Below are 23899 nucleotides of genomic sequence, written 5' to 3'. Positions count from 1 at the left end.
CTCGCCAAGTGGAGGAGGCCGCGCATGGGCGCAAGCCGAGGAATGGGTCGGGCGGCATAAGGACCGCTTATGGCGTCCGAGACGCGCCGATCAGGCCCGCAGCTTCAGGGCCGCGCGACGCGCCTCGGGCACCGCCTCATAGACGGTCGCCGGACGGATCCGCAGGCGGGCGCGGGCGGTCTCCAGCGGCTCGGCGAACAGGGCCTCATAGTCGAGCCCCGGCAGCCAGCGGGCGGCGCGGCCGTTGCGCCAGGCCTGCCAGACGGCGCGGCGGGCCGGCACGGCCGGGTCCTCGCGCTGGATCTCGCGGGCAGCGCCCCAGCCGATGAAGGCGAAGCCGAGGTTGCGGGTCTGGGCGTAGGAGAAGGCGACCACGCAGGCCTCGCCCAGCGCATCGGTGCCGTAACCGGTCAGCACGTGCCAGACGTCGTGGATGTCGCGGATGCGGCGCGAATACCAGATGACAGGATGCTGGGCGTCGGTCATCGGCGCGACCTTGCGCGCTTCGTCAGCCAGCCCCTCGGCGGTGAAGCCGCGCGCCTCGCGGAACTCGCGGTAGACCGCCCCGACGGTGCCCGGCTTGAACCGCGCCAGCCAGACCGGATCGTCCAGCTTGTGGGCCAGCTCGGTGCGCAGGAAGGCCTGGCGGCCGCCCTCCATGGTGTCGAGCATGCGGTAGTAGCCGCGCCGAATGGAACGACCGCTGAGCGCCCGCATGATCTCGAACACCTGGGCGGTGTCTTCCTTGTCGCGGACCAGTCGACGGAAGGCCCTGAACGCCTTCATCGGCTCCAGCTTCTGCGGGCGCAGGCGGTCGAACTCGTCGAAGTCGGCGGCGGTCATGAAGGCCATCCTGTCGGCAGCCCGGTCAACATAGCCTGAAGGCCGCTCCAGGTGAACGCCGATCATTCAACGGCGCGGAGGCCGCCCTCGGGAACATGCCGCCACCGTTGCGAGTAGTACGCCATAACGCCCACGCGAGGCGCAGCCTTATGCTTCGACGGCGCGTTCTGCTAAAGCTCGCTCAACGTCGAGGAAGCCATGCGCCGCGCCATCTTCGCCCTTCCCCTCGCCCTTGTGCTGGCGGCCGCCTGCGCGCCGACGCCGGGACCCGCGGTCGACACCACCCAGGTCCACGTCAGCGTCAGCTATCGCGAGCGCATCATGCTGCCGCCCGGCCATGTCGTTTCTGTGCGAGTGGAGGATGTGAGCCGCGCCGACGCCCCTGCCGTCGTGGTCGGAGAGGCGAGCATGACGACGGGCGAGCGCGGCCCGCCCTATGAACTGACCGTCGACGTCCCGACCAACCGGATCGATCCCCGCCTTGAGTACGCCGTCCGGGCCGAGATCCGCGAGCCTGGCGGCGCCCTGCGCTTCACCACCGACACGCGCCATTCCGTGCTCACCCGCGGCGCGCCCGACCGGGCCGAGATCATGCTGGTCGCCGCCCGATGAGCCGCCCCGCGTGAGCAGTCTCGTCAAGCGTTCGGTGTCCCTGTCGGGCCACGCCACCTCGGTGGCGCTGGAGCCGGCGTTCTGGGTCGTCCTGGACCGGATCTCCGACGAGTTGCAGCTGACCAACGCCGGGCTGATGAAGCGGATCGACGAGCGCCGGGGGCGCACGCCCCTGGCTTCCGCCTGCCGGCTGCTCGCGCTGGCCTGGGCAGGCGGCGACCGAAGCTTCGCCGAACACGGATAGGCCGATTGACAGGCGCTGCCGTTGGCGCATTCTCCGTCTCGGAGACCTCTCACATGAACAACGAGAAACTGATCCCGGCCGCCGTCTTCGGCGGTCTGTTGGCGCTCGGCCTGATCGGCGGCGGCTGGTTCATCGGACAGGGCGTGGTCAACGCCCGCGTCGGCGACCGCTCCGTCAGCGTACGCGGCCTGGCAGAGCGTGACGTGAAGGCCGACCTGGCCATCCTGCCGCTGCGCTTCACCGTCTCGGGCGAGGTGCTGTCGGACGTACAGGCGCGGATCGACAACGACCTGGCCATCGTGCGCCGCTTCCTGGCCCAGCAGGGCTATCCGGATGCGGCCGTCACCCTGGGCCGGCTAGAGGTCAGCGACACCCAGGCCCAGGCCTACGGGGCCGCCGACGGGCGACCGCGCTTCATCCTCTCCCAGACGGTGATCGTGCGCACCAATGACGTCGACCGGGTGCAGGCGACCTCGCGGGCGATGAACGATCTGGTCCGCCAGGGCGTACTGCTGCAGGACTACACGGGCCCCAGCTATGTCTTCACCAAGCTCAACGACGTGCGGCCGGCGATGATCGCCGAGGCGACCGCCTCCGCCCGCACCGGGGCGGAGCAGTTCGCCAAGGACTCGGGCACGGCGGTCGGCTCGATCCGTGAAGCCTCGCAGGGTTATTTCGAGATCCTGCCGCGCGACCAGACCGGCGACGAGAGCCAGTCCCCGGACAAGAAGGTCCGGGTCGTGACCACCATCAGCTACCGGCTACGCTGATCGCTAGTTCGCCGGAGCCGGCGAAGGCTGCGGCACCGTCGGCGGCTCGACCGGCGGCGGCGTCGGCAGGTCCGGCAGGTCCGGCGCCTTGGGCAGTTCCGGTCGCGGCAGGTCGACGTCGACGTCGACCTTCGTGTCGCGGTCCAGGCCGCCGCCGTTGGAGAACAGCACGAAGCCGATGATGATCAGCACCACGATGACGCCGCCGACCAGCAAGGCCATGACGCTGCCGCCGCCGCCGCGCTGAGGCGGCGGGTTGTTGATCGTCGTGTTGTGCACGACCTCGGGCCGCTCGGGCGGGGGAACGTTCGGATCGGTCATGCTCAGTTCCCCGTGCCCGGGACCTGCGGAGCCGAGACTTCCGGCAGTTTCACATCGACCTCGACCTTCTTGGTCTCGGGCGCGCCGCCCCGGACGAAGACGAAGTAGGCGATGACGGCCAGCACCACGACGACCGCGCCGACGATGAAGGCCAGCCCGGTGTTGCCGCCGCTACTCGGGTTGTTGTTGATGTTGTCAGCCATAAGCAGTCCCTTCCAGATCCCTGTCGGCGACGGAAACGAGCCTCAGGCTTGGCGGTTCCCGGGCCTGCCGGCCGCACGCGGGCGCTGACAGACGCCTCCGTGCCCCTTATGTTCTCCCGATGAGTCTCCCCGAAGCCCCTGCCCCGCGTATCTCCGACCTCGCCCGCTCGCGCGGCCCGGGCGGCCTGCCCGCCGAAATCCCCGACTACCTCTCCGGCCTGAACCCGGAGCAGCGCGACGCCGTGGAGACCACCGAGGGACCGGTGCTGGTGCTGGCCGGCGCGGGCACCGGCAAGACGCGGGTGCTGACCACCCGACTGGCGCACATCCTCGCCACCGGGCGGGCCCGGCCGTGGGAACTGCTGGCGGTCACCTTCACCAACAAGGCCGCGCGCGAGATGCGCGAGCGGATCACCCACCTGATCGGTCCGTCGGCCGAGGGCCTTCGCTGGCTGGGCACCTTCCACTCGGTCGCCGCCCAGATCCTGCGCCGCCACGCCGAGTTGGTGGGCCTCAAGTCGACCTTCACCATCCTGGACACCGACGACCAGGAGCGGGTCTGCAAACAGCTGCTGGAGGCCGCCAACCTCGACACCAAGCGGTGGACGCCGCGCTCGCTGAGCGGCCTGATCGATCACTGGAAGAACCGCGGCTGGACGCCGGAGAAGCTGCCCTCCACCGAGGATTTCGCCAACGGCAAGGGCCAGACCCTGTACGCCGCCTATCAGGCGCGACTGGTCAGCCTGAACGCCTGCGACTTCGGCGACCTGCTGCTGCACAACCTCACCATCCTGTCAAAACACGCGGATATCGCTGAGGAATATCGCCGTCGCTTTCGCTACATCCTGGTCGATGAGTATCAGGACACCAACGTCGCCCAGTACCTGTGGCTGCGCCTGCTGACCTCCTCGACCGGCAACGTCTGCTGCGTCGGCGACGACGACCAGTCGATCTACGGCTGGCGCGGGGCCGAGGTGGACAACATCCTGCGGTTCGAGCGCGACTTCCCGGGCGCCAAGGTGATCCGGCTGGAGCGGAACTACCGCTCGACGCACCACATCCTGGGCGCCGCCTCGGGCCTGATCGCCGCCAACAAGGGGCGGCTGGGCAAGACGCTGTGGACCGAGGCGACGACCGGCGACAAGGTCCGCGTCCGCGGCGTCTGGGACGGCGAGGCCGAGGCCCGGCTGATCGCCGACGAGATCGAGACCGCCCGCCGCCAGGGCGTGGCCTACAAGGACATGGCCGTGCTGGTGCGCGCCTCGTTCCAGATGCGCGCCTTCGAAGAGCGCTTCCTGATGCTGGCGGTGCCCTACACGGTCATCGGCGGCCCGCGCTTCTTCGAACGCGCCGAGATCCGCGACGCCCACGCCTATCTGCGGCTGATCCTCTCGGAGGACGACGACCTGGCCTTCGAGCGGATCGTCAACGTGCCCAAGCGCGGGATCGGCGACACCAGCGTGCAGCGCATCCTCCAGATCGCCCGCCTGTCTGAGCGCTCGGCCATGGCGGCGGTCCGCGACCTGATCGCTTCGGACGAGCTGCAGGCCCGGACCCGCACCGCCCTGGCCAATTTCGTGCGCGACATCGACCGCTGGCGCCTGCGGGCCCAGGACACCACCCACTGGGAGCTGACCGAGACCGTCCTCGAGGAGAGCGGCTACACCGACATGCAGAAGGCCGACCGCGCCTCCGGCCAGACGCGGCTCGACAACCTGAAAGAGCTGACCCAGTCGATGCAGCAGTTCGACACCCTGCCCGCCTATCTGGAGCACGTGTCCCTGGTCATGGACCTGGACCGCGGCGACAGCGCGGACTCGGTGCAGATCATGACCCTGCACGGGGCCAAGGGGCTGGAGTTCCCGTTGGTCTTCCTGCCCGGCTGGGAGGAAGGCGTCTTCCCCAGCCAGCGCAGCATCGACGAGAAGGGCGAGAAGGGCCTCGAGGAGGAACGCCGCCTGGCCTACGTCGGCGTCACCCGGGGCAAGCAGGACGTGCGCATCAGCTTCGCCGCCAACCGTCTGGTCTACGGCCGCTGGACCTCGCAGCTGCCGAGCCGCTTCGTCGACGAACTGCCGATCGACCACGTCGAGGCCGAGAGCGACACGGGCTATTATGGCGCCTCCGCCGGCATGAAGGAGGCCAAGAGCCGCTGGGACGACACGCCGACCTTCGGCTCGGGCTATTCCTCGCCCGGCTGGAAGCGCGCCCAGTCCTTCACCGCCGCCAAGGCCCCGGCCGCCCGCCCGGCCCGCCACACCCTCATCGAGGGCGACGGCCGCTTGGTCGCCACCGCCGACCCCAAGGCCGGCTCCGGCTGGAAGCGCTGCGACCGCGTCTTCCACCAGAAGTTCGGCTACGGCGCGGTGCGCACGATCGAGGGCAACAAGCTGGTCGTGGATTTCGAGAAGGCGGGCGAGAAGAAGGTCATCGACACGTTTGTGGAGAAGGCGTGATCAGGTTGAACTGTCGCCGTTCAACTAACCTGGGATTGCTGTCGCTGGCCCCCTCCTGGAGGCTGTGCGACACTTCCGGCCATGGCGACCCTCACCGTAAAACTGGATAGCTATGCGCTGAGCAAGCTGACGGAGGCCGCTCGTCGGATCGGCGTCACGCCTGAGCAGTTGGCCGCGACAGCGCTGGAGTCATGGATCCTCGCCGACGGCGACCTTTGCAGGTCGGGAGGCGTCGCTACGGGCGTCGGTGAGTCGACCCGGGCGTGGACGACGGCGAACGAAAGCGCAGCGGAATCCGACCCGACCACGACGGCCGACGACTACGAAGGGCCCTTCGTGGACCTGGACGAGGCGCTGGACGGCTTCAGCGACAAGCTGAAGGGCCGATCGAGGACCTCGGCCGATTGAGGGTCGTCCTGAGCCGGAAGGCGAACCTGGACCTGATCGCCCAGATTGACTGGCTGGCCGGGCTTTCACCTTCAGCAGCCCGTCACGCTGAAGCCGCCATCCGAACCCGCCTGAAGGCGCTGGCTGTGTTCCCACTGATGGGGCGAGCGATCAATGCAGACGAACGCGTGTTGGCGATCCGGTTCGGGCGAGACGGGTTCCATGTGATCTACAAGGTTGAGGCGGACCGACTGGTGATCGGCCGCATCCTGCACAGCCGACAGGATCGATGACGTCCCAACGCCGCCCGTCGTAATTCGTGATCGCCCTCCCCGCTGGCCGACCGGCGCATTCCCGGCGACAACAGCGTCACGGTAATTCGTCGGGAGCCTCGCCATGATCAACCGCCGCACCATTATGGGCGCGTCTCTCGCCGCCTCCGCCCTCGCGCTGACCGGCTGCGGATCCGCCAAGGCCCGGCCGGCGTCGACCAGCTTCGTCCGCCGCGACGGCACAGCCCTGACCCTCGACGGCAAGCCCTACCGCTTCGTCGGGGCCAACATGTGGTACGCGGCGTGGATCGACCGCGCGCGGCTGGGACGCGAGCTCGACGCCCTGGCGGCCGACGGCGTCACCAATTTGCGCGTCGCCGCCTCGGCCGAGCATTCGCCGCTGAAGAACTCGGTCCGTCCCGCCTTCCACAATGGCGAGGGGGCCTATGACGAAGCCCTACTGACCGGGCTGGATCATGCGGTGGCCGAGATCGGCAAGCGCGGCCTGAAGACCGTGCTGTACCTGACCAATTTCTGGGAGTGGTCGGGCGGCATGGCCACCTACCTGCTGTGGACCAACGGGGGGCGGTACATCGACATGAACGACCCGGCCCACCCGTGGCCGGAGTTCCCCGACTTCGTCGCCGGCTTCTATCGCAGCCAGGAGGCCGTCGGTCTCTATCACGACCACGTCCGCCGCATCGTCGGCCGGACCAACAGCGTCACCGGCGTGCGCTACGCAGACGACCCGACCATCATGGCCTGGCAGCTGGCCAACGAGCCGCGGCCCGGCGGCACCGACGCCGTCACCGACCAGACCCTGCCCGCCTTCCACGACTGGATCTCGGGCACGGCGCGGCTGATCAAGTCGATCGCGCCCAAGCAGTTGGTCTCCACCGGCGGGGAAGGCCTGAAGGGCTCGATGGAGCGGCCGGCGCTGGTGCTGTCATCCCAGGCCGACGAGTCCATCGACTACACCACCGCCCACCTGTGGCCGGGCAACTGGGGCTGGCTGGACCGCAAGGACATGGCCGGCTCGCACGCCCGCTCGATGACCCTGTCGGCTGAATACATCGCCCAGCACGTCGCCCTGGCGAAACAGGCCGGCAAGCCGCTGGTCCTGGAGGAGTTCGGCTATCCGCGCGACGGCGACCTCTACGCCCTCGACGTGCCGACGACGATGCGGGACCAGTTCTACGAGATGGTCCACGACGCCGTCCTGGCCGACGCCCGCGCCGGCGGGCCGCTGGTCGGCTCGAACTTCTGGGCCTGGAACGGCGAAGGGCGGGCGGCGCATGCCGACGCCCGCTTCAAGCCGGGCGACACGGCCTTCCTCGGCGACCCGCCGCACGAGCCGCAGGGCTGGTACGGCGTCTTCGACCAGGACGCCTCGACCCGGGCGATCTTCCGCGACCGTGCCGGAGCGCTGGCGGGGGTCTAGCGCTTGGCGGTCGGCGCGACGTCGTCCGTCAGGGCGGAGCAATCCATGCGCAAGCAGAGCTGCTTCATCATCTCCTCCTCCATGGCTGCCCCGAAACTCTCGTAGAGCTCGCCCGATTGACGGGTCAGCATGACGGTCTTGGACATCATCGAACGGCCGACGGGGCTCTCATAAAAGGCGACCAGTTGCTGCAGCTCGTCGCGGGTGAAGGCCTCGGCGTACATGTCGATCATGGCGTCGTTCATTTGAGGCATGACATTGGCGAAGGCCGCGAGAGCGGCGTCACGAACCAGTTCGCGCTTCTCCTCCGGGATTTCGGAATCCTCGAGCATCGAGCCCATCATGGACTCCATCATCCCATTCATAAGCTTATCCATCTGAATGGCCGTCAGATAGCGACGGACAAGCGCCTCCCGCTCGGCGCGATCGGCGTCCTGGGCGACGACCGGGACCGCCCGAGGGGCCTCCTGCGCCATGGCGGGCGCGGTGACGGACAGCGCGGCCGCGGTGGCGGCCAGGACAAGCAGGTATTTCATGTAATCCCCCGAGAGGAGCCTCTTATGGCGCAGGAGGCGACCCGTTGACCAGACCGCCTAGGCCGTCCGCCCAGCCTGCGGAACCAGGGTCTCCCAGGCTGCGACAAAGACCAGCACCGTCGTCGTCGCCATGGCCAGGGTTAGGGGCGTCAAGAAGGGCAAGGCGGGGATCAGCGCCAACAGTAGCCCCACCCCAACCAGTCGCGAGCGCGACCAGACGCCGAAGGCTGCCAGCTTGAAGATCAGTGCGCCGAGCATGAACAGCAGCGGCCCTCCGATCAGCACCAGGGCCGCGGTGACGGCGACAGGCCCCTCGGGGTGGCTCAGCGACAGCTCGTCGCCGACGGCGCTAACCACGATCCCGGCCACCGCCAGCACCGGCCCGTAGGTGAAGGCCCGGCGCGCGACCCGGCCGGGGTCCTTCGCATGCTCGATGACCTCCGACGCGGCGTCATGGGCATGGCTGAAGTAGATCCACCACATGGCCACCGAGCCGACGAAGGCGGTGGACGCAGCCAGAACCACATCCGGGGTCCAGACCAGGCCCGCGAAGGTCGCGCCGGTGACAAGGATGGACTCCCCGAGGCAGATAATGATGAACAGGCCGACCCGCTCGGCGATGTGACCGCCCTCCACCTCCCAGTCCGTGGTGCGGGACCGACCGAGGCCGGGAACCCAGAAATAGCAGAGAGGGGCGGCGAACTCGCCCAGCACCGCCGCCAGCCAGATCACCACCCGGGTCTGACCCTCGGCGAGGCCGCCGGCGATCCAGAGCACGCCGCCGACGATCGACCAGACGCAGATGCGCTGGAAATTGCGGCGCAGCTTCTCGTCACGCCGCACCGCCCAGAGCGCGAACAGGCCCCGGCCGACCTGGATGGCGACGAAGGCGCAGGCGAAGGCCAGGCCCCGGTCATCGAACGCCCTCGGCAGGGAGGTCGACATGACCAGCCCGGCCCCCATCAGGAAAAACAGCAGGATACGCACCTGCGGCCGTTCAGGATCGAGCCAGTTCGTGATCCAGCTGGTGTCGATCCAGGCCCACCACAGCGCGCCGAGCAGCATGGCCGCCTGCAGGGCCCCCAGCCAGGTCAGGTGCTCCAGCAGGGTGTGGGACACCTGGGTGATGGCGAAGACGAAGACCAGATCGAAGAACAGCTCGACGAAGCCGACCCGGGCGTGCCCGCCGTCCCGGGCCCTCAGCAGGTCGCGCGCCATCGAATCCAACCCTTCCTTAAGCCTGTTCGCCGACCCTGCGACGGTGAACGCCCACCGTCCAGCCGAGGCCATGATCGAGCCCGCTCCCAACGTCTGGGAGCGCGGTTTGTGCATTGTGCTGATCGCCATGCTGACCGGCGCCCTGATCGGCCCGGTGTTCGCGCCCTTGCAGGAAGAGACGCCGGTGCTGCGCCTCGTCTGGCTGCCGGCCTATGCGGCCATCGGCGGCTTGATCCTGTTCCGCATGAACCGGATGTGGCGGGCCTGGCCCGGAGCCGTCGCCATCGTCCTCCTGATCGGCCTGACCTTCGCCTCGAAATACTGGTCGATCGACCCCGCTACGACCAGCCGCCGGGTGATCGCCCTGACCATCAGCGGCGCCTTCGCCCTCTATCTCGGCGCCGTCTTCCGCGGTCCCCACCTGCCCCGCCTGCTGATGCACGCCGCCCTGCTGATGGCCGTCGGCAGCCTGATCATGGTCTTCGCCTTCCCCGCCATCGGCGTCCACCACCAGGAGAACGCCGGCCTTTGGCGCGGCCTCTGGTACGAGAAGAACCAGATGGGGGCCGTCATGGTCATCGGGGCCACGGCCGCCGCCGCCTGCCTGGCCTCGCCGGACCCTCGCCGCCTGCTGCCCGCCATCGCCCTGGCCCTGTCCAGCGGCCTCGTGCTGGCCACGCAGTCCAAGACCTCCCTGCTCTGCCTGATGATCGGCCTGGGCATGGTCGGCGGGTTCTGGGCCCTGCGCCGCGGCGGTCCAGCCTTCGCCGTCGTCGCCATCTGGGCCGCCGTGGTCGCCGCCGCGGCCGGCATCTGGATCTGGGAGTCGCACTCGGTCGCCGTGCTCGAGGCGCTGGGCAAGGACCCGTCGCTGACCGGCCGGACGGACATCTGGGACGCCCTGATGCGCAAGGTCGCCGACCGGCCGTGGACCGGCTACGGCTACGGCGCCTTCTGGGGCCGCGAAGGCGAGTCCGTGCCCGCCGACTGGGTGCGCAAGGAGACCGGCTGGGCCGTGCCTTCGGCGCACAACGGCTGGATCGACCTGCTGGTCCAGTTGGGCTGGCCCGGCGCGTGGCTGGTCGGCGGCCTGATCGGTCTGAGCGGCCTCGTCACCGTCCTGCGGGCGACCGGCGCCGGCATGCGCGAGGGCTGGTGGTCGCTGGGCTTCCTGGCCGCCTTCTTCGTGCTGAGCCTGTCGGAATCGATCCTGCTGACGCACCAGAGCCTGCCATGGGTGCTCTTCCTGGCGGTCCTGACGCGCGCCCTCATGCCGTCATCCACAACCGAGGCGGTCCCGCTTGCTCCCAAGCGGCGCGGGGCCTACCAGACCCCTCCCCGAATCGCCGCACAGTATCCCTATGGGCCAGTCCGCCGACCTCCTTTCGCTGTTCGATGACGAGCCGACGCAACCGCGTCCGGCCGAAGCTTCCGTCACGCCTGAAATCGCGCCCGCCGCGGCCGCCGAGCCGGCGCTGACGCCGCAGGCCGCCGCGCCTCGGCCAGAGCCTGCGCCCGCGCCGACGCCGAAGCCCGCCGACGTCCCTTCGACGGCGCCGATCGCCGCCGCCACCGGCTACTCCGCCTCGTCGATCGAGGTGCTGGAAGGCCTGGAGCCCGTCCGCAAGCGCCCCGGCATGTACATCGGCGGCACCGACGAGCGGGCCCTGCACCACCTGTTCGCCGAAGTCCTCGACAACGCCATGGACGAGGCGGTCGCCCGCCACGCCAAGCAGATCAAGGTCGACCTCGACGCCGACGGCTACCTCTCGGTCTTCGACGACGGCCGCGGCATCCCCGTCGATCCCCACCCGAAGCACCCGGGCAAGTCGGCGCTGGAAGTCGTCATGACCGTGCTGCACTCGGGCGGCAAATTCTCGGGCAAGGCCTACGAGACCTCCGGCGGCCTGCACGGCGTCGGCGTCTCGGTGGTCAACGCCCTGTCGGACCACCTGGACGTCACCGTCTGGCGCGACGGCTTCGAGTGGCGCCAGTCCTTCTCCAAGGGCCATGTGCTGGGCCCGATCCAGCAGGTCGGCCCTTCGAAGAAGAAGGGCACCCTGATCCGCTTCCATCCGGACGAAGAGATCTTCGGCGTCGGGGCAGCCTTCAAGCCGGCCCGCCTGTTCCGCATGGCGCGGTCCAAGGCCTATCTGTTCCGCGGCGTCGAGATCAAATGGACCTGCGCGCCCGAGCGGATCACCGATGCGACGCCCGAAAGCGCCGTGCTGCACTTCCCCGGCGGCCTGGCCGACGCCCTGTCCGAACGGATCGGCGAGATCGAGACCGTGACACCGGCCTTCGCCGGCCGGGTCGAGCGCAAGGGCGAGGCCGGCGCCGTCGAATGGGCCGTGACCTGGTCGCCGATCGGATTCGGCGAGGCCGACGGCTTCGTCTCCTCGTACTGCAACACCGTCTCGACGCCCGACGGCGGCACCCATGAGGCCGGCTTCCGCGCCGCCCTGGTCAAGGGCCTCAAGGCCTATGGCGAGCTGACCAACGAGAAGCGCGCCGGCCTGATCACGGCCGAGGACGTCATCGCCAATGCCGGCGCCCTGATCTCGGTCTTCATCCGCAACCCCGAATTCCAGGGCCAGACCAAGGACCGCCTGTCGTCGCCGGAAGGCGCGCGCCTGGTCGAGCAACTGCTGCGCGACCCGCTGGACCACTGGCTGACCGAAAGCCCCAAACAGGCCAACCAGCTGCTCGGCTTCGTCATCGAGCGGGCCGAGGACCGGCTGAAGCGCCGCAAGGACAAGGAAGTCCAGCGCGCCGCGGCCACCCGCAAGCTGCGCCTGCCGGGCAAGCTCAGCGACTGCAGCCGGCAGTCGTCCAACGGCACCGAACTGTTCATCGTCGAAGGCGACTCGGCCGGCGGCTCGGCCAAACAGGCGCGCGACCGCACCACCCAGGCCATCCTGCCCCTCCGCGGCAAGATCCTGAACGTGGCCTCGGCCACGGTCGACAAGCTGCGCCAGAACGTCGAGCTCAGCGACCTGGCCCTGGCCCTGGGCGTCCAGCCCGGCGCGCGGTTCAACATCGACGACCTGCGCTACGAGCGCATCGTCATCATGACCGACGCCGACGTGGACGGGGCGCACATCGCAGCGCTGCTGATCACCTTCTTCTACCGCGTCATGCCCGAGACCATCCGGCAGGGCCGGGTCTTCATGGCCCTGCCGCCGCTTTACCGGATCCAGGCAGGAGCGCTGTCGGAGTACGCCCGCGACGACGCCCACCGCGACGAGCTGCTGGCCACCGTCTTCAAGGGCAAGAAGACCGAGATCGGCCGGTTCAAGGGTCTTGGCGAGATGATGGCCTCCCAGCTCAAGGAGACCACCATGGATCCGAAGAAGCGGACCCTGGCGCGGATCGAACTTCCCGAGAGCGAGGAAGAGATCGAGGACCTGGTCGAGCGGCTGATGGGCAAGAAGGCCGAGGCTCGCTACCAGTTCATCCAGGAAAACGCGCGCTTCGCGGTGGCTGACCTGGACGTGTAGAGGTAAGCTCCCTCAATCTTTGGGGGATCTCTCATGCGCAACGTCCTGCTCGCCGCGGCCTCGGCCGCCTGCCTGGCCACGCCCGCTTTCGCCCAGCGCGCGCCCGATCCCGTGCCCATCGAGGAGTGGCCGCTCGAAAAGGTCAGCGCGATCGGCGAGGCCATCTACGACCAGGACGTGGCGGCGTGGGTGAGCACTGACGCGCTCATGGCGCATCTGGCAGGCGCGCAGCCTCCGGCGGACATGGCGGGCTGGATTGTCGTCAAGGACGGCGCCGATCAGCGGGTTCGATACCTCCGCGACGACGCGGGCGTGTTGAAGGCGGCCTTCGACGTGGTCGTGCGCAATGGGCGGGCGGGACCGGTCAAGGTCGTCGACGAGGCGCTTTCGGAGTCCGAACAGGCCCAGTTTCGCGCCCGCCAGACCGCCATCCAGAACATCGGGCCGCTACGCTGCTCCCGGCAGCTGAACGCCGTCGTGCTGGACGACCCTGACAGCGACGGTTGGCTGGTCTGGCTGCTGACGCCCACGCCAGACAGTGGAGCCATTCCCATCGGCGGGCACTACCGGTTCCGCATCAGCGCCGACGGCGGCTCGGTGCTGCGACGCGATCAACTGAGCAACGGCTGCTTCTTCGCGGATCGCCCCCCGGCGGAGATGCGGGACGCCCTGCTGTTCTACACCCAGATCGTCTCAAAGGGGCCGGTCGAGACCCACGTCTTCTTGTCGCTCCAGAACCGGCTGCCGCTCGTGATCGGCGCAGGCGATCGCTTCTTCTCGGTGGAAGGAGACCGGATCGAGGACGTCACCGACATGGTCCAGAAATGAAACCCTGCGCCTCGCCTAGGGGCAGTTGGCCGGCGCGCCGTAGCGGCTGACCTCGCCATGCGCGCCCTCGGGCATCAGGTGCAGGGTGGTCAGGCGATCGAACTCGCATTCCTGCATGTCGGCGGCGTCCGCATAGCCCAGGGCCCGGGCGATCTGCGGGATGGTGTTGCTGTGGCCCACGACAACGACGGTGGCGTCGGCCGGATAAGAGCGCACCTTGGCGGCCACGGCCGCCACATGGCCCTCCACGCCGCCGGCCAGCGGAATCGCTTCCGGCGTCACCGAATGCGCTTGGGCCGTCGGCGCGGCGGTCAGGCCGGTGCGCTGCAGCGGGGTCACCAGGATGGCCGCCGGATGGCTATCCGCCAGCGTCGCCGCGAGGGCCTGCGCCCTCGCCTGCCCGGCGACCGACAGCACCGGATCGGAGCTCTGGTCGGCCTTCTCGGCGTGCCGAACCAGCACCACCGTCTGGGCCAGGGCCGAACCGGCGGTCAGCAGCGACAGCGCGGTGGCGAGCAGCAGGCGTTTCATCATCATCTCCCCTTTGGTCCCAGACTGGCGGCCACAAACCGCCGTGTCGAGGCCCTCACTCGGCGGCGGTGGCGATGCCCCGGCCCGCGAACGCGGCCTCGCCGCTGACGTCGGCATAGGTGTCGAAGAGGCCCTCGAACACGCGGTTCCAGGCGAAGCGGTCGACCGCCTTCTGGCGGGCGGCGGCGCCGATGGCCTCGATGTCGCGGGCGAACAGGGCCTCGACCGCCTCGGCGTAGTGAGCCGGGTCGGCGCTCTTGGCCAGTTGGCCGACCGAATTGTCGACCGTCTCCTTGACCCCGCCCGCGTTGACCCCGACCACCGGACGGCCGCAGGCCATGGCCTCCAGCACGATCAGGCCGAACGGCTCCTTGTCATTGGCGTGCACGAAGGCGTCGCAGGAGGCGATGATCTTGGCCACGGCCTTGGGGTTGGCCTCGTACGGCAGCGAAATGACCCGCTCCTCGGGCGGCAGGCCTGCGCCGGCCCCGACGAGGATCAAATAGTAGGGGTCGCCCAGCTTCTGGACGGCCTCGATCAGCACATCGATGTTCTTCTCGCGGGCCGGGCGGCCGGCGAAGCACAGCAGCCGGGCCGACGCGGGCAGGCCCAGCTTCTTCAGCAGCCAGTCGCGGTCGCGGCGGTCGGGGCGGAAGGTGTCGACCTCGACGCCCAGCGGCTGGATGACGATGTCCTGGATGCCCGCCTCTTCCAGGCGACGGGCGATGTAGCGGCTCGGCGAGATGACGCGGTCGAACTGGCCGAACAGGCGGGCCCAGCGCTTCTCGACCGGCTTCTTGGCCCATTCGCCGAAATGCAGAGCCGCCAGACCCGCGGGGTCCGAGTGGCAGAAGCCCACCACCGGGCAGCCGGCGCGCTGGCCGGCCTCCAGAGCGCCCTGCCCCGGCGTATAGGGATCGCCGGCCTCGATCAGCGCCGGGTTCAGAGAGGCGACCCAGGCGCCCCACCGCCGCACCGAGGTCGGCCAGCGATAGCCGTCGCCGAAGGGCAGTTTGGTGGCGTGCAGTTGGACGATGCCGTCATCGCCCGCCTTGTGGTGCGTGCCCGGCACGACCAGCGAATGGGCGACGTCGGGACGGTTGGCCTCGAGCCAGGCCTTCTTCGACAGCAGGTAGCGCTTCACCCCGCCGGAGCGCGGCGCATACAGCATGGTGGTGTCGACCAGCCGCGGCCGGGGATCCTCGCCCGCGACCTTGGTGGCGCGCAGGGTGTCGGAGACCTCCTCGTCCCAGCCGGGGATCAGGCGAAGCTCGCCCTCCTGAACCTCGAGACCGGCGAGGTTCATCAGCTCCCGCTCGGCTGGACTGATTCCAGCCGCGCCGACGCGTCGAGCCCGTTTGTGGAGGCTGCGGGCCTTGCGGACCTTCGCCATGTGCGACTTCACCATGACCGGCCCGTAGCGCCGGTCGCCGCGAAGCTCAAGCGCCGTCCTTCGGCGGAGCTTGTTCGTCGATCGAAAGGCCGCGCCGGTGCAGGGCCTCGCGCAGCAGGACCTCCAGTTGTGCGTTGACCGAGCGCAGCTCGGCGGCGGCCAATCGCTCGACCGCCGCCATGACGCCCGGGGACGTCCGCATCAGGAAGGGCTTCCTGACCTTGCCTTGCCGGGGCGCGGCCATCTCAGCCGTACAGCGTGCCGGTGTTGACCACGGGTTGGGCCTCGCGGTCGGCGCACAACACGACCAGCAGGTTCGAGACCATCATCGCCTTGCGGTCCTCGTCCAGCTCGACCACGCCGCGCTCGCCCAGGTCCGTCAGGGCGTTCTCGACCATGCCGACGGCGCCCCGCACGATCAGGCGGCGGGCGGACAGCACCGCCTCGGCCTGCTGGCGCTTCAGCATGGCCCCGGCGATCTCGGGCGCATAGGCCAGGTGAGCCAGGCGCGCCTCATCGATGGAGACCCCCGCCCGAGACACCCGCCCGACCAGTTCGTCGCGCAGGCGGGCGGCGACGTCCTCGGCGTCGGCGCGCAGGGTCAGTTCATGCTCCTCGCCGTGGTCATAGGCGTAGTGGGAGGCCAGATCGCGCAGGCCGGTGTCGACCTGGATGTTCACGAAGGCCTGGTAGTCGTCGACATCGAACAGCGCCTGGGCCGAATCCTCGACGCGCCAGACCACGTTGGCGGCGATTTCGATCGGGTTGCCGCGCTTGTCGTTCACCTTGAGCTTGTCGGAGGTCAGGTTGCGGACCCGCAGGCTGACCTTCTTGCGGCTGTACCAGGGCAGGACCCAGCGCAGGCCGGTGGTGCGATCGGTCCCGCGATAGTCGCCGAACAGCAGGATGGCCATGGCCTCGTTGGGCTGCAGCGAATACAGGCCGCAGATCAGCAGGAGGCCGACAAGGGCGGTCAAGATCCCGCCGACCACGAACAGGATGCTGTCCGAGTTCTGGGCGACGCCCACCGGCCCCGCGACCATCAGGCCCAGGCCGACCAGCAGCATCAGGATGCCATTGGCCGTCGATGCGGGGCGTTCGGTGGATTTCGAATGCGTAGTGGTCACGGGTCCCTCCTGTGTCGATATGAAAGTGATATCACTTTGATCTCGAACTTTGCAATAGCGCGTGTCTCACGGAGGGACAGCTGCGCACCTTCGGCCTTGCATTCGCCTCAAATTCGAGAAAGTTGAGGCAGGCTGGCACGATCCCTATTAGAGGATCGCTGGCGTCTCTGCGCGTGTCGTCCACAGGGGTTCATTGAGAATGCGTATTCTACTCGCGACCGCGGTTGCGATCGCTCCCCTGCTGGCTGCGTCCGGAGCATCGGCCGAGGTAGTCATTTCGACTGCCCGCACGACGCCGATCACCACCAGCAATGCGACCGGCACTGCTGCGGACAACATCCGCATCGCCACGGGCGGCTCCATCGCCGTCAACACCGGCGCCGCCGCGACGGTGAACTCGAACAACACGTTCGACATGGATTCCGGCAGCTCGATCACGATGGCCAACACGGCCAGCGGCTCGACCGGCCTGCTGATCAACGGCGGCGTGACCAGCACCGTCACGGTGGGCGGCACGATCAACCTCACCGACGACATCACCAGCGAAACCGACACGGACGCCGACAACGACGGCGACATCGACGGCGAGTTCGCGAACGGCACCGCGCGCTATGGCATCCGCCTGGACGGAACCTCGCCCTTCGTCGGCAACATCATCGTCGAGAGCACCGGCGCGATCGGCGTCGACGGCAACGATTCGTACGGCATCTCGCTGGAAGCGCCGCTCACCGGCAATTTCGACATGCTGGGCGGGGTCAACGTCACCGGCAAGAACAGCTACGGCGTGCGGACGACCGGCACGATCAGCGGCGACGCCCGCCTGGTCGGCAACATCACCGTCCGCGGTCCGGCCTCGACCGGCGCCTCCGTCGAAGGCGACGTGGCTGGGGCCCTGCTGGTCGAATCGACCATTACGGTCAGCGGCTATCGCTACCCGGCGCGCCCGGCCGACCGGCCCGAGGGCTACAATGAAACGACGGACAACGACGACGACGTCCTGTTCGTCGACGAGCTGGACGCAGACGACCTGCTTGCGGGCGGCCCGGCCCTCAGCATCGCCGCCAACATCGCCGGCGGCGTGTTGCTGGACCGTCCGCCGGCCTACGCCAACGGCGGCGTCGAAGGCGACGACGACGGCGACAACATCAAGAACGGCGACGAAGACGACGACGGCGACGGCACGATCAACCGCAACGACACCGATCGTGACGGCGACGGGCTGTTCGACGCCAGCGAGCAACAGGCGAGCATCACCAGCCTCGGCACGGCTCCGGCCGTCCAGATCGGCTCGACGACGCAGTCGATCACGCTGGGCGCGGTCGGCACGGGCGACGAAGCCTTCGGCTTCATCAACCGCGGCTCGATCACCGCTCAAGGCATCTATGACGGCAAGGCCGCCAGCGCGATGGTCATCGGCGGCAACGCCGGCCAGACCGTCGACGTCGCGGGCGGCGTGCGCAACGAAGGCACCATCGCCGCCATCGCGTTCGAAGCCGACTCGACCGGCCTGCGTTTTGGTCAGGGCGCGACGGCCGACCAACTGATCAACTCGGGCTCGATTACGGCGGGCGTGAACTCCGAGACCGGCGGCACGGCGACCGCCATCCGCATCGACGCGGGCGCCAACGTCAGCGAAATCCACAACAGCAGCAGCATCGTGGCGGCCTCTGCAGGCGGCACGGCGAGCACCTACGCCATCCGCGACCTCGAGGGCTCGCTGAGCCTCGTCACCAACACGCGCTCGATCCAGGCCACCCAGGGCAACGACATCGAGGGCGACGCCTACTCGCCCACCGCGACCGCGATCGACGTTTCGGTCAACACCACGGGCTTCACCTACATCCAGTCGGGCATCGCCGGCGGCGTCACCACCGGCAACCCGGACAGCGACGGCGACGGCGTGGCCGATTCGGCCGAGCCCAATCTGGTCGGCGAGGTCCGCCTCGGCTCCGGCGACGACCTGATCGACATCCAAAACGGTCTCGTCATCGGCGACATCGCGTTCGGCGCCGGCGCTGACAGGCTGTCGATCACGGGCGGCGGCCAGGTCCACGGCGCTCTGTCCGACACCGACGGCAATCTGACCATCGACGTCACCAAGGGCACCCTGGACGCCCGCCAGACCACCGCGCTGAACATCTCCGAGCTGAACGTCGGCGGCGAAGGCGAGCTGATCGTCACCCTCGACCCGACCAACAACGCGGTCGGCGGCTTCAACGTCGCCGGGACCGCCACGCTCGCCGACGGCGCGGGCCTGGGCCTGCGCTTCGACTCGCTGCTGGTCGCGCCGACCCAGACGACCCCGGCGCAGCGCTTCACCCTGATTGACGCCGGGACGCTGAACTTCGGCGATATCGACCTCACCTCGATCGAAGAGAACTCGCCCTACCTGTACGTGGTCAGCGCCGACGCCGACGTCGCCGCCGGCCAGGTCTTCGCCGACGTGCGCCGCCGCACGGCCGCAGAGGCCGAGATGATCCCCGTCGAAGCGTCGATGTTCGACTCCTTCTACGGCGCGATCGGCTCTGACAACGCCGAGGACATCCGCAACGCCTTCCTCGGCCAGACCAACCGCGACGACTTCATGAACCTGTACGAGCAGCTGCTGCCCGACCATTCGGGCGGTCCGCTGATCTCGCTGGCTTCGGGCGTCGACGCCGTCACCCGCGCCCTCACCGGCCGCAACGCCTCGGCGTCGCCGGGCGAGACCAGCGCCTGGGTGCAGGAAATCAGCTTCTACGCCGACAAGGACAAGACCGACTCCTACGGCTTCCGCTCCGAGGGCTTCGGCGTCGCCGGCGGCGTCGAGCGCGGCACCGGCCTGGGCGCCATCGGCATCACCGCGGCCTTCACCTCGTCGGATCTCGAGGATCCCGAGGCCGAGGCCGAGGAAGTCCTGTCCGCCAGCCTGTTCGAGCTGGGCCTCTACTGGCGCGCTCAGGGCCAGTACTGGACCACCTGGGCCCGCGCCGCGGCCGGCTACGGCACTTTCAGCTCGGAGCGCCGCTTCGTTGGTGAAGGTCTGAACCTGACCAACACCTCCGACTGGCACGGCTTCTCGCTGGCCGTGGCCGGCGGCGCCTCCTACGAGCGCAATTTCGGCTCCTTCAACGTCCGCCCCGAAATCTACGCCGAGTATTTCTCGCTCAGCGAGGACGGCCACACGGAAACGGGCGGCGGCGACGGCTTCGATCTCGAGATTGACGACCGCGAAGGACACCTGTTCTCCGCCACGGCGGCGATCAACATCGGCATGTCGATGGGCGAGAACAACTGGCTGCGCCCGGAAATGCGGGTCGGCTGGCGCCAGAACATCTCGATGGATCCGGGCGCCACCACCGCCCGCTTCCTGTCCGGCGGCGACGAGTTCACCCTCAGCCCGGCGGGCATCGAGGGCGGCGGTCCGATCCTCGGCTTCCGTCTGAACGTCGGCAACGAACTGGGCATGCTCTCGGTCAGCGCCGACGCGGAGATGATCGACGACTACATCCGGTACATGTTGTTCCTGCGGGCCAGCTTCCGGTTCTAAGATACCGGGCCGGGCGGCTAGCTCAGCTGGTCAGAGCACCTCGTTTACACCGAGGGGGTCGGGGGTTCGAACCCCTCGCCGCCCACCAGACAACAGATCAACCGGCGGCTCCCCTGGGAGCCGCCGGTTTTTCTTTGCGGTCAGAAGGACTGCTTGGCGATGACGTGCAGACGGTCCAGCGACCCCTCCTGCCCGCTCGCCACGGTGCGTTCGCCGTGGCGGAACTCGACGCCCAGGTCGAAACCGGGCGCCGGCGTGTAGAACAGGTTGGCGCCGACGCTCCAGGCCGAGGTGTTCGAATCGAGCGCCAGCAGGCCGTCCGGCGAGTCGACGTTCTGTCCGGACAGCATGAAGGTCGAGCGGACCTTGTCGGTCCAGAACAGCCGGGTCGACACATAGGCGGCGGTGACCGTCACCGGCTCCAGGTCCGAGTCGGTCAGGTCGATGATGGCGTCCGGCGCGAAATTGACGCCCACGTAGCGCCCGATGCCGTCGCCATAGGTCAGCAGGAAGCGGACGTCGTTCCGGTTCCGCTCGCCGAACGGCATCTTGCCGCCGACGCTGACGCCCCAGCCGCCGGCGCTCTCGTCATAGCCGGGGCCGTCGACGGCCAACCGCCGGGCCACGCCGGCGAAGCTGAATTCGCCGTAGGGCGAGGCGTAGACCAGCTTGGCCGTCAGATCAGGCGTCGAGTCGTCATCGTTCTCGATCATCACCGCCGACAGCGGCGTGTTGCTGGCGGTCTCGGCGTTCTCCGCCGCAATGAACAGGGTGAGGTCGTCGCTGAACGCGTGCTTGTACCGGATCAGCGGCTGCCGGACGAAGATCACGCCTTCGGTCGGGCCGATCAGGTCGGTGGTCTCCGGCATCACCGGCGTATGCATGAAGTTCGACCAGTCCTGGCCGATGGTCCACGAGCCGTAGCTGATGAAGGCCCGGCGCAGCGCGAAATTATAGGCGTTGGTCGTTCGCTCGGTGCCCTGGGTTCCGGGCGCGCCCTGGAAGTCGCCCTCGATATGGGTCGTCACCGCCCCGCTCCCGACCGGCGTCGAGGAGTTGAACACCAGCCGGGTCTGTTTGGCGTGGATGTCGAAGTCGAGGTTCTCGGTCGCGAAGCCGCCGACGGGAATGGTCGAGGGCAGATAGTAGTCGCGGCCGGCCGCGGCGGTGGCCGTATCGCCGTCGCTGTAGGAGCTGGCCAGGGCGTCGACCTTGACGAAGCCGGACAGCTTGATGGTCGTGTCGCCGACCTTGAAGCCGTCGGCGCGGGCGGCCGGTTGGCCGGCCGGCCCAGAGGCCGGAGCGGGGGCAGTCCCCGGAGCCGGAGGTCCCGCCGTGGGCCCGGCCGTCGGGATCGGACCGGCGGCGACCTGGGTGGGAACCGGGGCGGCCGCCTGTGCGGTGGCCGCCCGTTGGGCCGCAAGTTCGGCCCTCAGTTCCTGCAGAGCCGTCTCAAGTTCGACGACCCGCTGCTCAAGCGCAGCCTGCCTGTCAGGCGCGGGAGAGGTCTGTGTCGTCGTCGGTCCGCTCGCCGCGGGCGCGGTCTGCGCGCCGGCGGGGCTCGCCAGTATGGCTGTCGGCAGGGATATCAACATCGCCGCCACCGGCGCCGAACGACTTCTCTTCGCGCATTGCACTGGCCGTATCCTCTCTGTTGGGACTGACACGATCATCGACTGTCGAAGCGGCGATAAGCACCGCGGGACTCAGTACTGTGACCGGCTGGAGCCCATTGGGGAGGCCCTCGGCCTTCGGTCCAAAGCGGGTGGAAATGTAGTGCTCGACCACGGTGAATCCGGCGCCGAAGAGGGCCAGAAGCACCAGATAGCCGCCCAGGAACACCCAGATCGGGGCGGCGAAGTTCAACTCTCGCACAGTGCCAAGGAAGAACGGAGTCCACCAACTGGCGGCCGAAACGGCCCCGCAGACCCGCATCATGATCCGGTCGCGGCGCGTGCTTCCCTGCTTGCAGAACAGCGGACGGCCGACGGCCCGGGCGACCTGCGGCAGCACCTTGAAGTGCAGGATTGCCCCGTTGATCGTCAGGATGGCGACGACAATGAGCTTCGCCTGGACCTTGGGACTGCCGAACAGGGCCGGGTTGTCGAACCACGCCAAGGTCATGAAGCCGATCCCGGACAGCCACAGGGCGGCCAGACCGGCCGCGGCGAGCAATGAAACCAGATGCACCAGATGCGCGTCGGAACGCGTGACTGTGTCACCTCTCAAGAACTTCAGAAGGTAGAAGTCAAGCGTGGTTACGCTTCCCAGTCCTATAACTAGACCGAGCAGGTGGAGCAGGACGAAATAGGTTTTCGGGTCCACTCTAAGCCCTCCTTTTAACTGAGGGCCCGGTGTCCGGTGCGTCCGTGTCTGGATTATGTCGACTTATGTACTAATGTTAATCGGTGACAGTGTACTAATACCTTGGCCATTACGGTCTACGCCTAAGGTAATAGCCGACAAGTCCCGGCTTTCAACGTCCCTACTTTGGAGTAAGGGTGGGTCCGCGACGGCAACGCTGGCGCTCTCCCGCCGGCCCTGCGGCCGCGCAAGAGCCCGACCCCCGCACGCCGATCCAAGTGTCGATCACGCCTGGGGCTGAACGGGTGGGAGAACCGCATGTGCCGATTGGCGAGAGTCGTCGCACCAGGCTTGCCGCACCACGTCTCGCAGTGGGGAAACCGACGCGAGCAGGTCTTCTTCAACGACGACGACTACCGGGCCTATCTGACCCTGGTCGGCCTGGCGGCGCGGCGCGCGGGCACAGAGATCTGGGCGTATTGCCTACTGCCCAATCACGTCCATTTCATCATGGTCCCGGCTGAGCTGGACGGTCTGAGGGCCACGTTCGCGGACGCTCATCGGCGCTACACCGCTCGCATCAACGGCCGGCTGCGGCAGACCGGTCATCTCTGGCAGGGCCGGTTCAGCTCGGCCGTGCTTGACGAGCGGCACCTCGTCGCCGCCGTCCGCCACCTGTCCTTGAACCCGGTGCGCTCCAAGCTCGCCGATCGGCCGGAAGACTGGCCCTGGTCGAGCACGCGCGCCCTGCTCGCGGCGCGCGACGACGCTCTTCTGTCCACCGGCCCGATGCTCGACCACCTCGGCGACTTCGCCGCCTTCCTGGAGCAGCCTGAGGACACGGAGGCCATCTCCGCCCTGCGTCGCTCCTATTCGACGGGGCGTCCGGTCGGGGCCCAGGACTGGATCGCCCAGCTCGAGGCTCTGACCTCCCGTCAGCTCGCCCCGCGAAAGCGCGGTCGCAAGCCCAAATCCGAGACTGAAGCCTCCTCCCCCGACGGCCTGGCCCCCCTCGGAGCCTGAGCCGCCCTGCTTCGGCCACGGAGGCGTCAGACTGCGTTCACCATTGATGGGTTAACCCTGCCGCGTCGGGAGCCCCATCGCCATGTCCAAGCTGATCACCAAAGCCGCCGCCCTGTCCGCCGTTCTGGCGGGCGCGCTGATGCTGCAGGGCTGCGTCGTCGGCGCGGTCGTAGGCGGCACCGCCGCCGTGGTCGGCGGCACGGTCAAGGCCACGGGCGCGGTCGTCGGCGCGGGCGTCGACGCGGTCACCACCTCGGACGAGGAAACCAAGCTGAAGCGCGAGCGCGAACAGCGCGAATACGAGCGCGAGCAGCGCCGCTGCGAACAGCGCCGCGAGCGCGGGCAGAACTGCTGAAACCGG

At 68.6% G+C, this 23899-nt stretch carries 24 protein-coding genes and 1 tRNA gene; 14 read left to right on the top strand and 11 right to left on the bottom strand.

What is annotated here, in order from left to right:
- Window positions 1–90: 90 nt before the first annotated feature.
- Window positions 91–843 carry a Coq4 family protein gene (locus ASC65_RS14115; protein WP_327019508.1) on the bottom strand — a complete coding sequence of 251 codons (753 nt, stop codon included), beginning with the start codon at window positions 841–843 and terminating at the stop codon, window positions 91–93.
- Window positions 844–1041: 198 nt separating this feature from the next.
- On the opposite strand from ASC65_RS14115, the gene ASC65_RS14110 reads away from it, so the two are divergent.
- The 3 genes from ASC65_RS14110 to ASC65_RS14100 are packed head-to-tail and all read left to right on the top strand — an operon-like array spanning window position 1042 to window position 2469.
- Window positions 1042–1455 (top strand): YbaY family lipoprotein, encoded by a 414-nt coding sequence (locus tag ASC65_RS14110; RefSeq protein ID WP_056454618.1) that lies wholly within the window; start codon window positions 1042–1044, stop codon window positions 1453–1455.
- Window positions 1456–1465: 10 nt separating this feature from the next.
- Window positions 1466–1699: a ribbon-helix-helix domain-containing protein gene (locus ASC65_RS14105; protein ID WP_056454615.1), complete on the top strand. Its 234-nt coding sequence runs from the start codon at window positions 1466–1468 to the stop codon at window positions 1697–1699.
- 53 nt (window positions 1700–1752) lie between these two features.
- A complete protein-coding gene (locus tag ASC65_RS14100) occupies window positions 1753–2469 on the top strand; it encodes an SIMPL domain-containing protein (RefSeq protein WP_056454612.1) in 717 nt (238 codons plus the stop codon).
- Between the two features lie 3 nt (window positions 2470–2472).
- Here ASC65_RS14100 and ASC65_RS14095 read toward each other — a convergent pair whose 3' ends face one another.
- Both ASC65_RS14095 and ASC65_RS14090 read right to left on the bottom strand, forming a co-directional pair.
- On the bottom strand, window positions 2473–2790 hold the full coding sequence (locus ASC65_RS14095; RefSeq protein WP_056454609.1) for a hypothetical protein: 318 nt from the start codon (window positions 2788–2790) through the stop codon (window positions 2473–2475).
- Between the two features lie 2 nt (window positions 2791–2792).
- The gene (locus tag ASC65_RS14090) at window positions 2793–2993 is read right to left on the bottom strand and encodes a hypothetical protein (RefSeq protein WP_056454606.1); all 201 of its coding nucleotides are present in this window, start codon (window positions 2991–2993) and stop codon (window positions 2793–2795) included.
- A 119-nt stretch (window positions 2994–3112) separates the two neighbouring features.
- Between ASC65_RS14090 and ASC65_RS14085 the strand changes: the two genes are divergently transcribed.
- From ASC65_RS14085 to ASC65_RS14070, 4 genes are all read left to right on the top strand, one after another.
- Window positions 3113–5449, top strand: a complete 2337-nt coding sequence (locus tag ASC65_RS14085; protein ID WP_056454603.1) for an ATP-dependent helicase — start codon at window positions 3113–3115, stop codon at window positions 5447–5449.
- 81 nt (window positions 5450–5530) lie between these two features.
- Window positions 5531–5857 carry a hypothetical protein gene (locus ASC65_RS17385; RefSeq protein ID WP_056454601.1) on the top strand — a complete coding sequence of 109 codons (327 nt, stop codon included), beginning with the start codon at window positions 5531–5533 and terminating at the stop codon, window positions 5855–5857.
- Window positions 5854–6129 carry a type II toxin-antitoxin system RelE/ParE family toxin gene (locus ASC65_RS14075; RefSeq protein ID WP_056454598.1) on the top strand — a complete coding sequence of 92 codons (276 nt, stop codon included), beginning with the start codon at window positions 5854–5856 and terminating at the stop codon, window positions 6127–6129. The genes ASC65_RS17385 and ASC65_RS14075 overlap by 4 nt, the downstream gene beginning before the upstream one ends.
- Window positions 6130–6232: 103 nt before the next feature.
- Complete coding sequence (locus ASC65_RS14070; RefSeq protein WP_056454595.1) at window positions 6233–7549, top strand: glycoside hydrolase 5 family protein; 1317 nt, start codon at window positions 6233–6235, stop codon at window positions 7547–7549.
- On the opposite strand, the gene ASC65_RS17745 is transcribed toward ASC65_RS14070, so the two are convergent.
- Together ASC65_RS17745 and ASC65_RS14060 are read right to left on the bottom strand one after the other, a co-directional pair.
- On the bottom strand, window positions 7546–8085 hold the full coding sequence (locus ASC65_RS17745) for a DUF2059 domain-containing protein (RefSeq protein ID WP_056454592.1): 540 nt from the start codon (window positions 8083–8085) through the stop codon (window positions 7546–7548). The two genes, ASC65_RS14070 and ASC65_RS17745, sit on opposite strands and share 4 nt — an antisense overlap.
- 57 nt (window positions 8086–8142) lie before the next feature.
- On the bottom strand, window positions 8143–9303 hold the full coding sequence (locus ASC65_RS14060; protein ID WP_056454589.1) for a low temperature requirement protein A: 1161 nt from the start codon (window positions 9301–9303) through the stop codon (window positions 8143–8145).
- A 70-nt stretch (window positions 9304–9373) separates the two neighbouring features.
- On the opposite strand from ASC65_RS14060, the gene ASC65_RS14055 reads away from it, so the two are divergent.
- Genes ASC65_RS14055 through ASC65_RS14045 form a run of 3 tightly spaced genes read left to right on the top strand, consistent with a single transcriptional unit; the run spans window position 9374 to window position 13631 of the window.
- Window positions 9374–10702, top strand: a complete 1329-nt coding sequence (locus tag ASC65_RS14055) for an O-antigen ligase family protein (RefSeq protein WP_056454586.1) — start codon at window positions 9374–9376, stop codon at window positions 10700–10702.
- Window positions 10665–12803, top strand: a complete 2139-nt coding sequence (parE, locus tag ASC65_RS14050) for a DNA topoisomerase IV subunit B (protein WP_082526065.1) — start codon at window positions 10665–10667, stop codon at window positions 12801–12803. Before ASC65_RS14055 ends, parE begins: the two co-directional genes overlap by 38 nt.
- Before the next feature lie 33 nt (window positions 12804–12836).
- Entirely contained in the window at window positions 12837–13631 is a 795-nt protein-coding gene (locus ASC65_RS14045) for a hypothetical protein (protein WP_056454583.1), read from the top strand.
- A 15-nt stretch (window positions 13632–13646) separates the two neighbouring features.
- Here ASC65_RS14045 and ASC65_RS14040 read toward each other — a convergent pair whose 3' ends face one another.
- The 4 genes from ASC65_RS14040 to ASC65_RS14025 all read right to left on the bottom strand — a co-directional run bounded on the left by ASC65_RS14040 (window position 13647) and on the right by ASC65_RS14025 (window position 16682).
- Complete coding sequence (locus ASC65_RS14040; protein WP_235561508.1) at window positions 13647–14162, bottom strand: SixA phosphatase family protein; 516 nt, start codon at window positions 14160–14162, stop codon at window positions 13647–13649.
- A 55-nt stretch (window positions 14163–14217) separates the two neighbouring features.
- Window positions 14218–15468 carry a glycosyltransferase gene (locus ASC65_RS14035; protein ID WP_082526085.1) on the bottom strand — a complete coding sequence of 417 codons (1251 nt, stop codon included), beginning with the start codon at window positions 15466–15468 and terminating at the stop codon, window positions 14218–14220.
- Window positions 15469–15601: 133 nt separating this feature from the next.
- Window positions 15602–15757 carry a hypothetical protein gene (locus ASC65_RS14030; protein WP_235561506.1) on the bottom strand — a complete coding sequence of 52 codons (156 nt, stop codon included), beginning with the start codon at window positions 15755–15757 and terminating at the stop codon, window positions 15602–15604.
- A 43-nt stretch (window positions 15758–15800) separates the two neighbouring features.
- On the bottom strand, window positions 15801–16682 hold the full coding sequence (locus ASC65_RS14025) for an SPFH domain-containing protein (RefSeq protein WP_056454573.1): 882 nt from the start codon (window positions 16680–16682) through the stop codon (window positions 15801–15803).
- Window positions 16683–16881: 199 nt separating this feature from the next.
- Between ASC65_RS14025 and ASC65_RS14020 the strand changes: the two genes are divergently transcribed.
- Together ASC65_RS14020 and ASC65_RS14015 are read left to right on the top strand one after the other, a co-directional pair.
- Window positions 16882–20211 (top strand): autotransporter outer membrane beta-barrel domain-containing protein, encoded by a 3330-nt coding sequence (locus tag ASC65_RS14020; RefSeq protein ID WP_056454570.1) that lies wholly within the window; start codon window positions 16882–16884, stop codon window positions 20209–20211.
- A gap of 11 nt (window positions 20212–20222) precedes the next feature.
- Window positions 20223–20299 (top strand) — tRNA-Val (locus ASC65_RS14015).
- Window positions 20300–20351: 52 nt separating this feature from the next.
- Here the strand turns inward: ASC65_RS14015 and ASC65_RS14010 are convergent.
- Window positions 20352–21806: a DcaP family trimeric outer membrane transporter gene (locus tag ASC65_RS14010; protein ID WP_056454567.1), complete on the bottom strand. Its 1455-nt coding sequence runs from the start codon at window positions 21804–21806 to the stop codon at window positions 20352–20354.
- The gene (locus ASC65_RS17380; protein ID WP_056454564.1) at window positions 21703–22536 is read right to left on the bottom strand and encodes a hypothetical protein; all 834 of its coding nucleotides are present in this window, start codon (window positions 22534–22536) and stop codon (window positions 21703–21705) included. The genes ASC65_RS14010 and ASC65_RS17380 overlap by 104 nt, the downstream gene beginning before the upstream one ends.
- A gap of 297 nt (window positions 22537–22833) precedes the next feature.
- Here ASC65_RS17380 and ASC65_RS14000 point away from each other — a divergent pair, with 297 nt between their 5' ends.
- The gene (locus ASC65_RS14000) at window positions 22834–23538 is read left to right on the top strand and encodes a transposase (RefSeq protein ID WP_056454561.1); all 705 of its coding nucleotides are present in this window, start codon (window positions 22834–22836) and stop codon (window positions 23536–23538) included.
- Window positions 23539–23620: 82 nt separating this feature from the next.
- On the top strand, window positions 23621–23893 hold the full coding sequence (locus ASC65_RS13995; RefSeq protein ID WP_056454558.1) for a hypothetical protein: 273 nt from the start codon (window positions 23621–23623) through the stop codon (window positions 23891–23893).
- The last annotated feature ends 6 nt before the right edge of the window (window positions 23894–23899 follow it).

The sequence above is a fragment of the Brevundimonas sp. Root1279 genome, assembly GCF_001425945.1.
Taxonomy (GTDB): domain Bacteria; phylum Pseudomonadota; class Alphaproteobacteria; order Caulobacterales; family Caulobacteraceae; genus Brevundimonas.
This window is presented reverse-complemented; position numbering and strand designations above follow the sequence as displayed.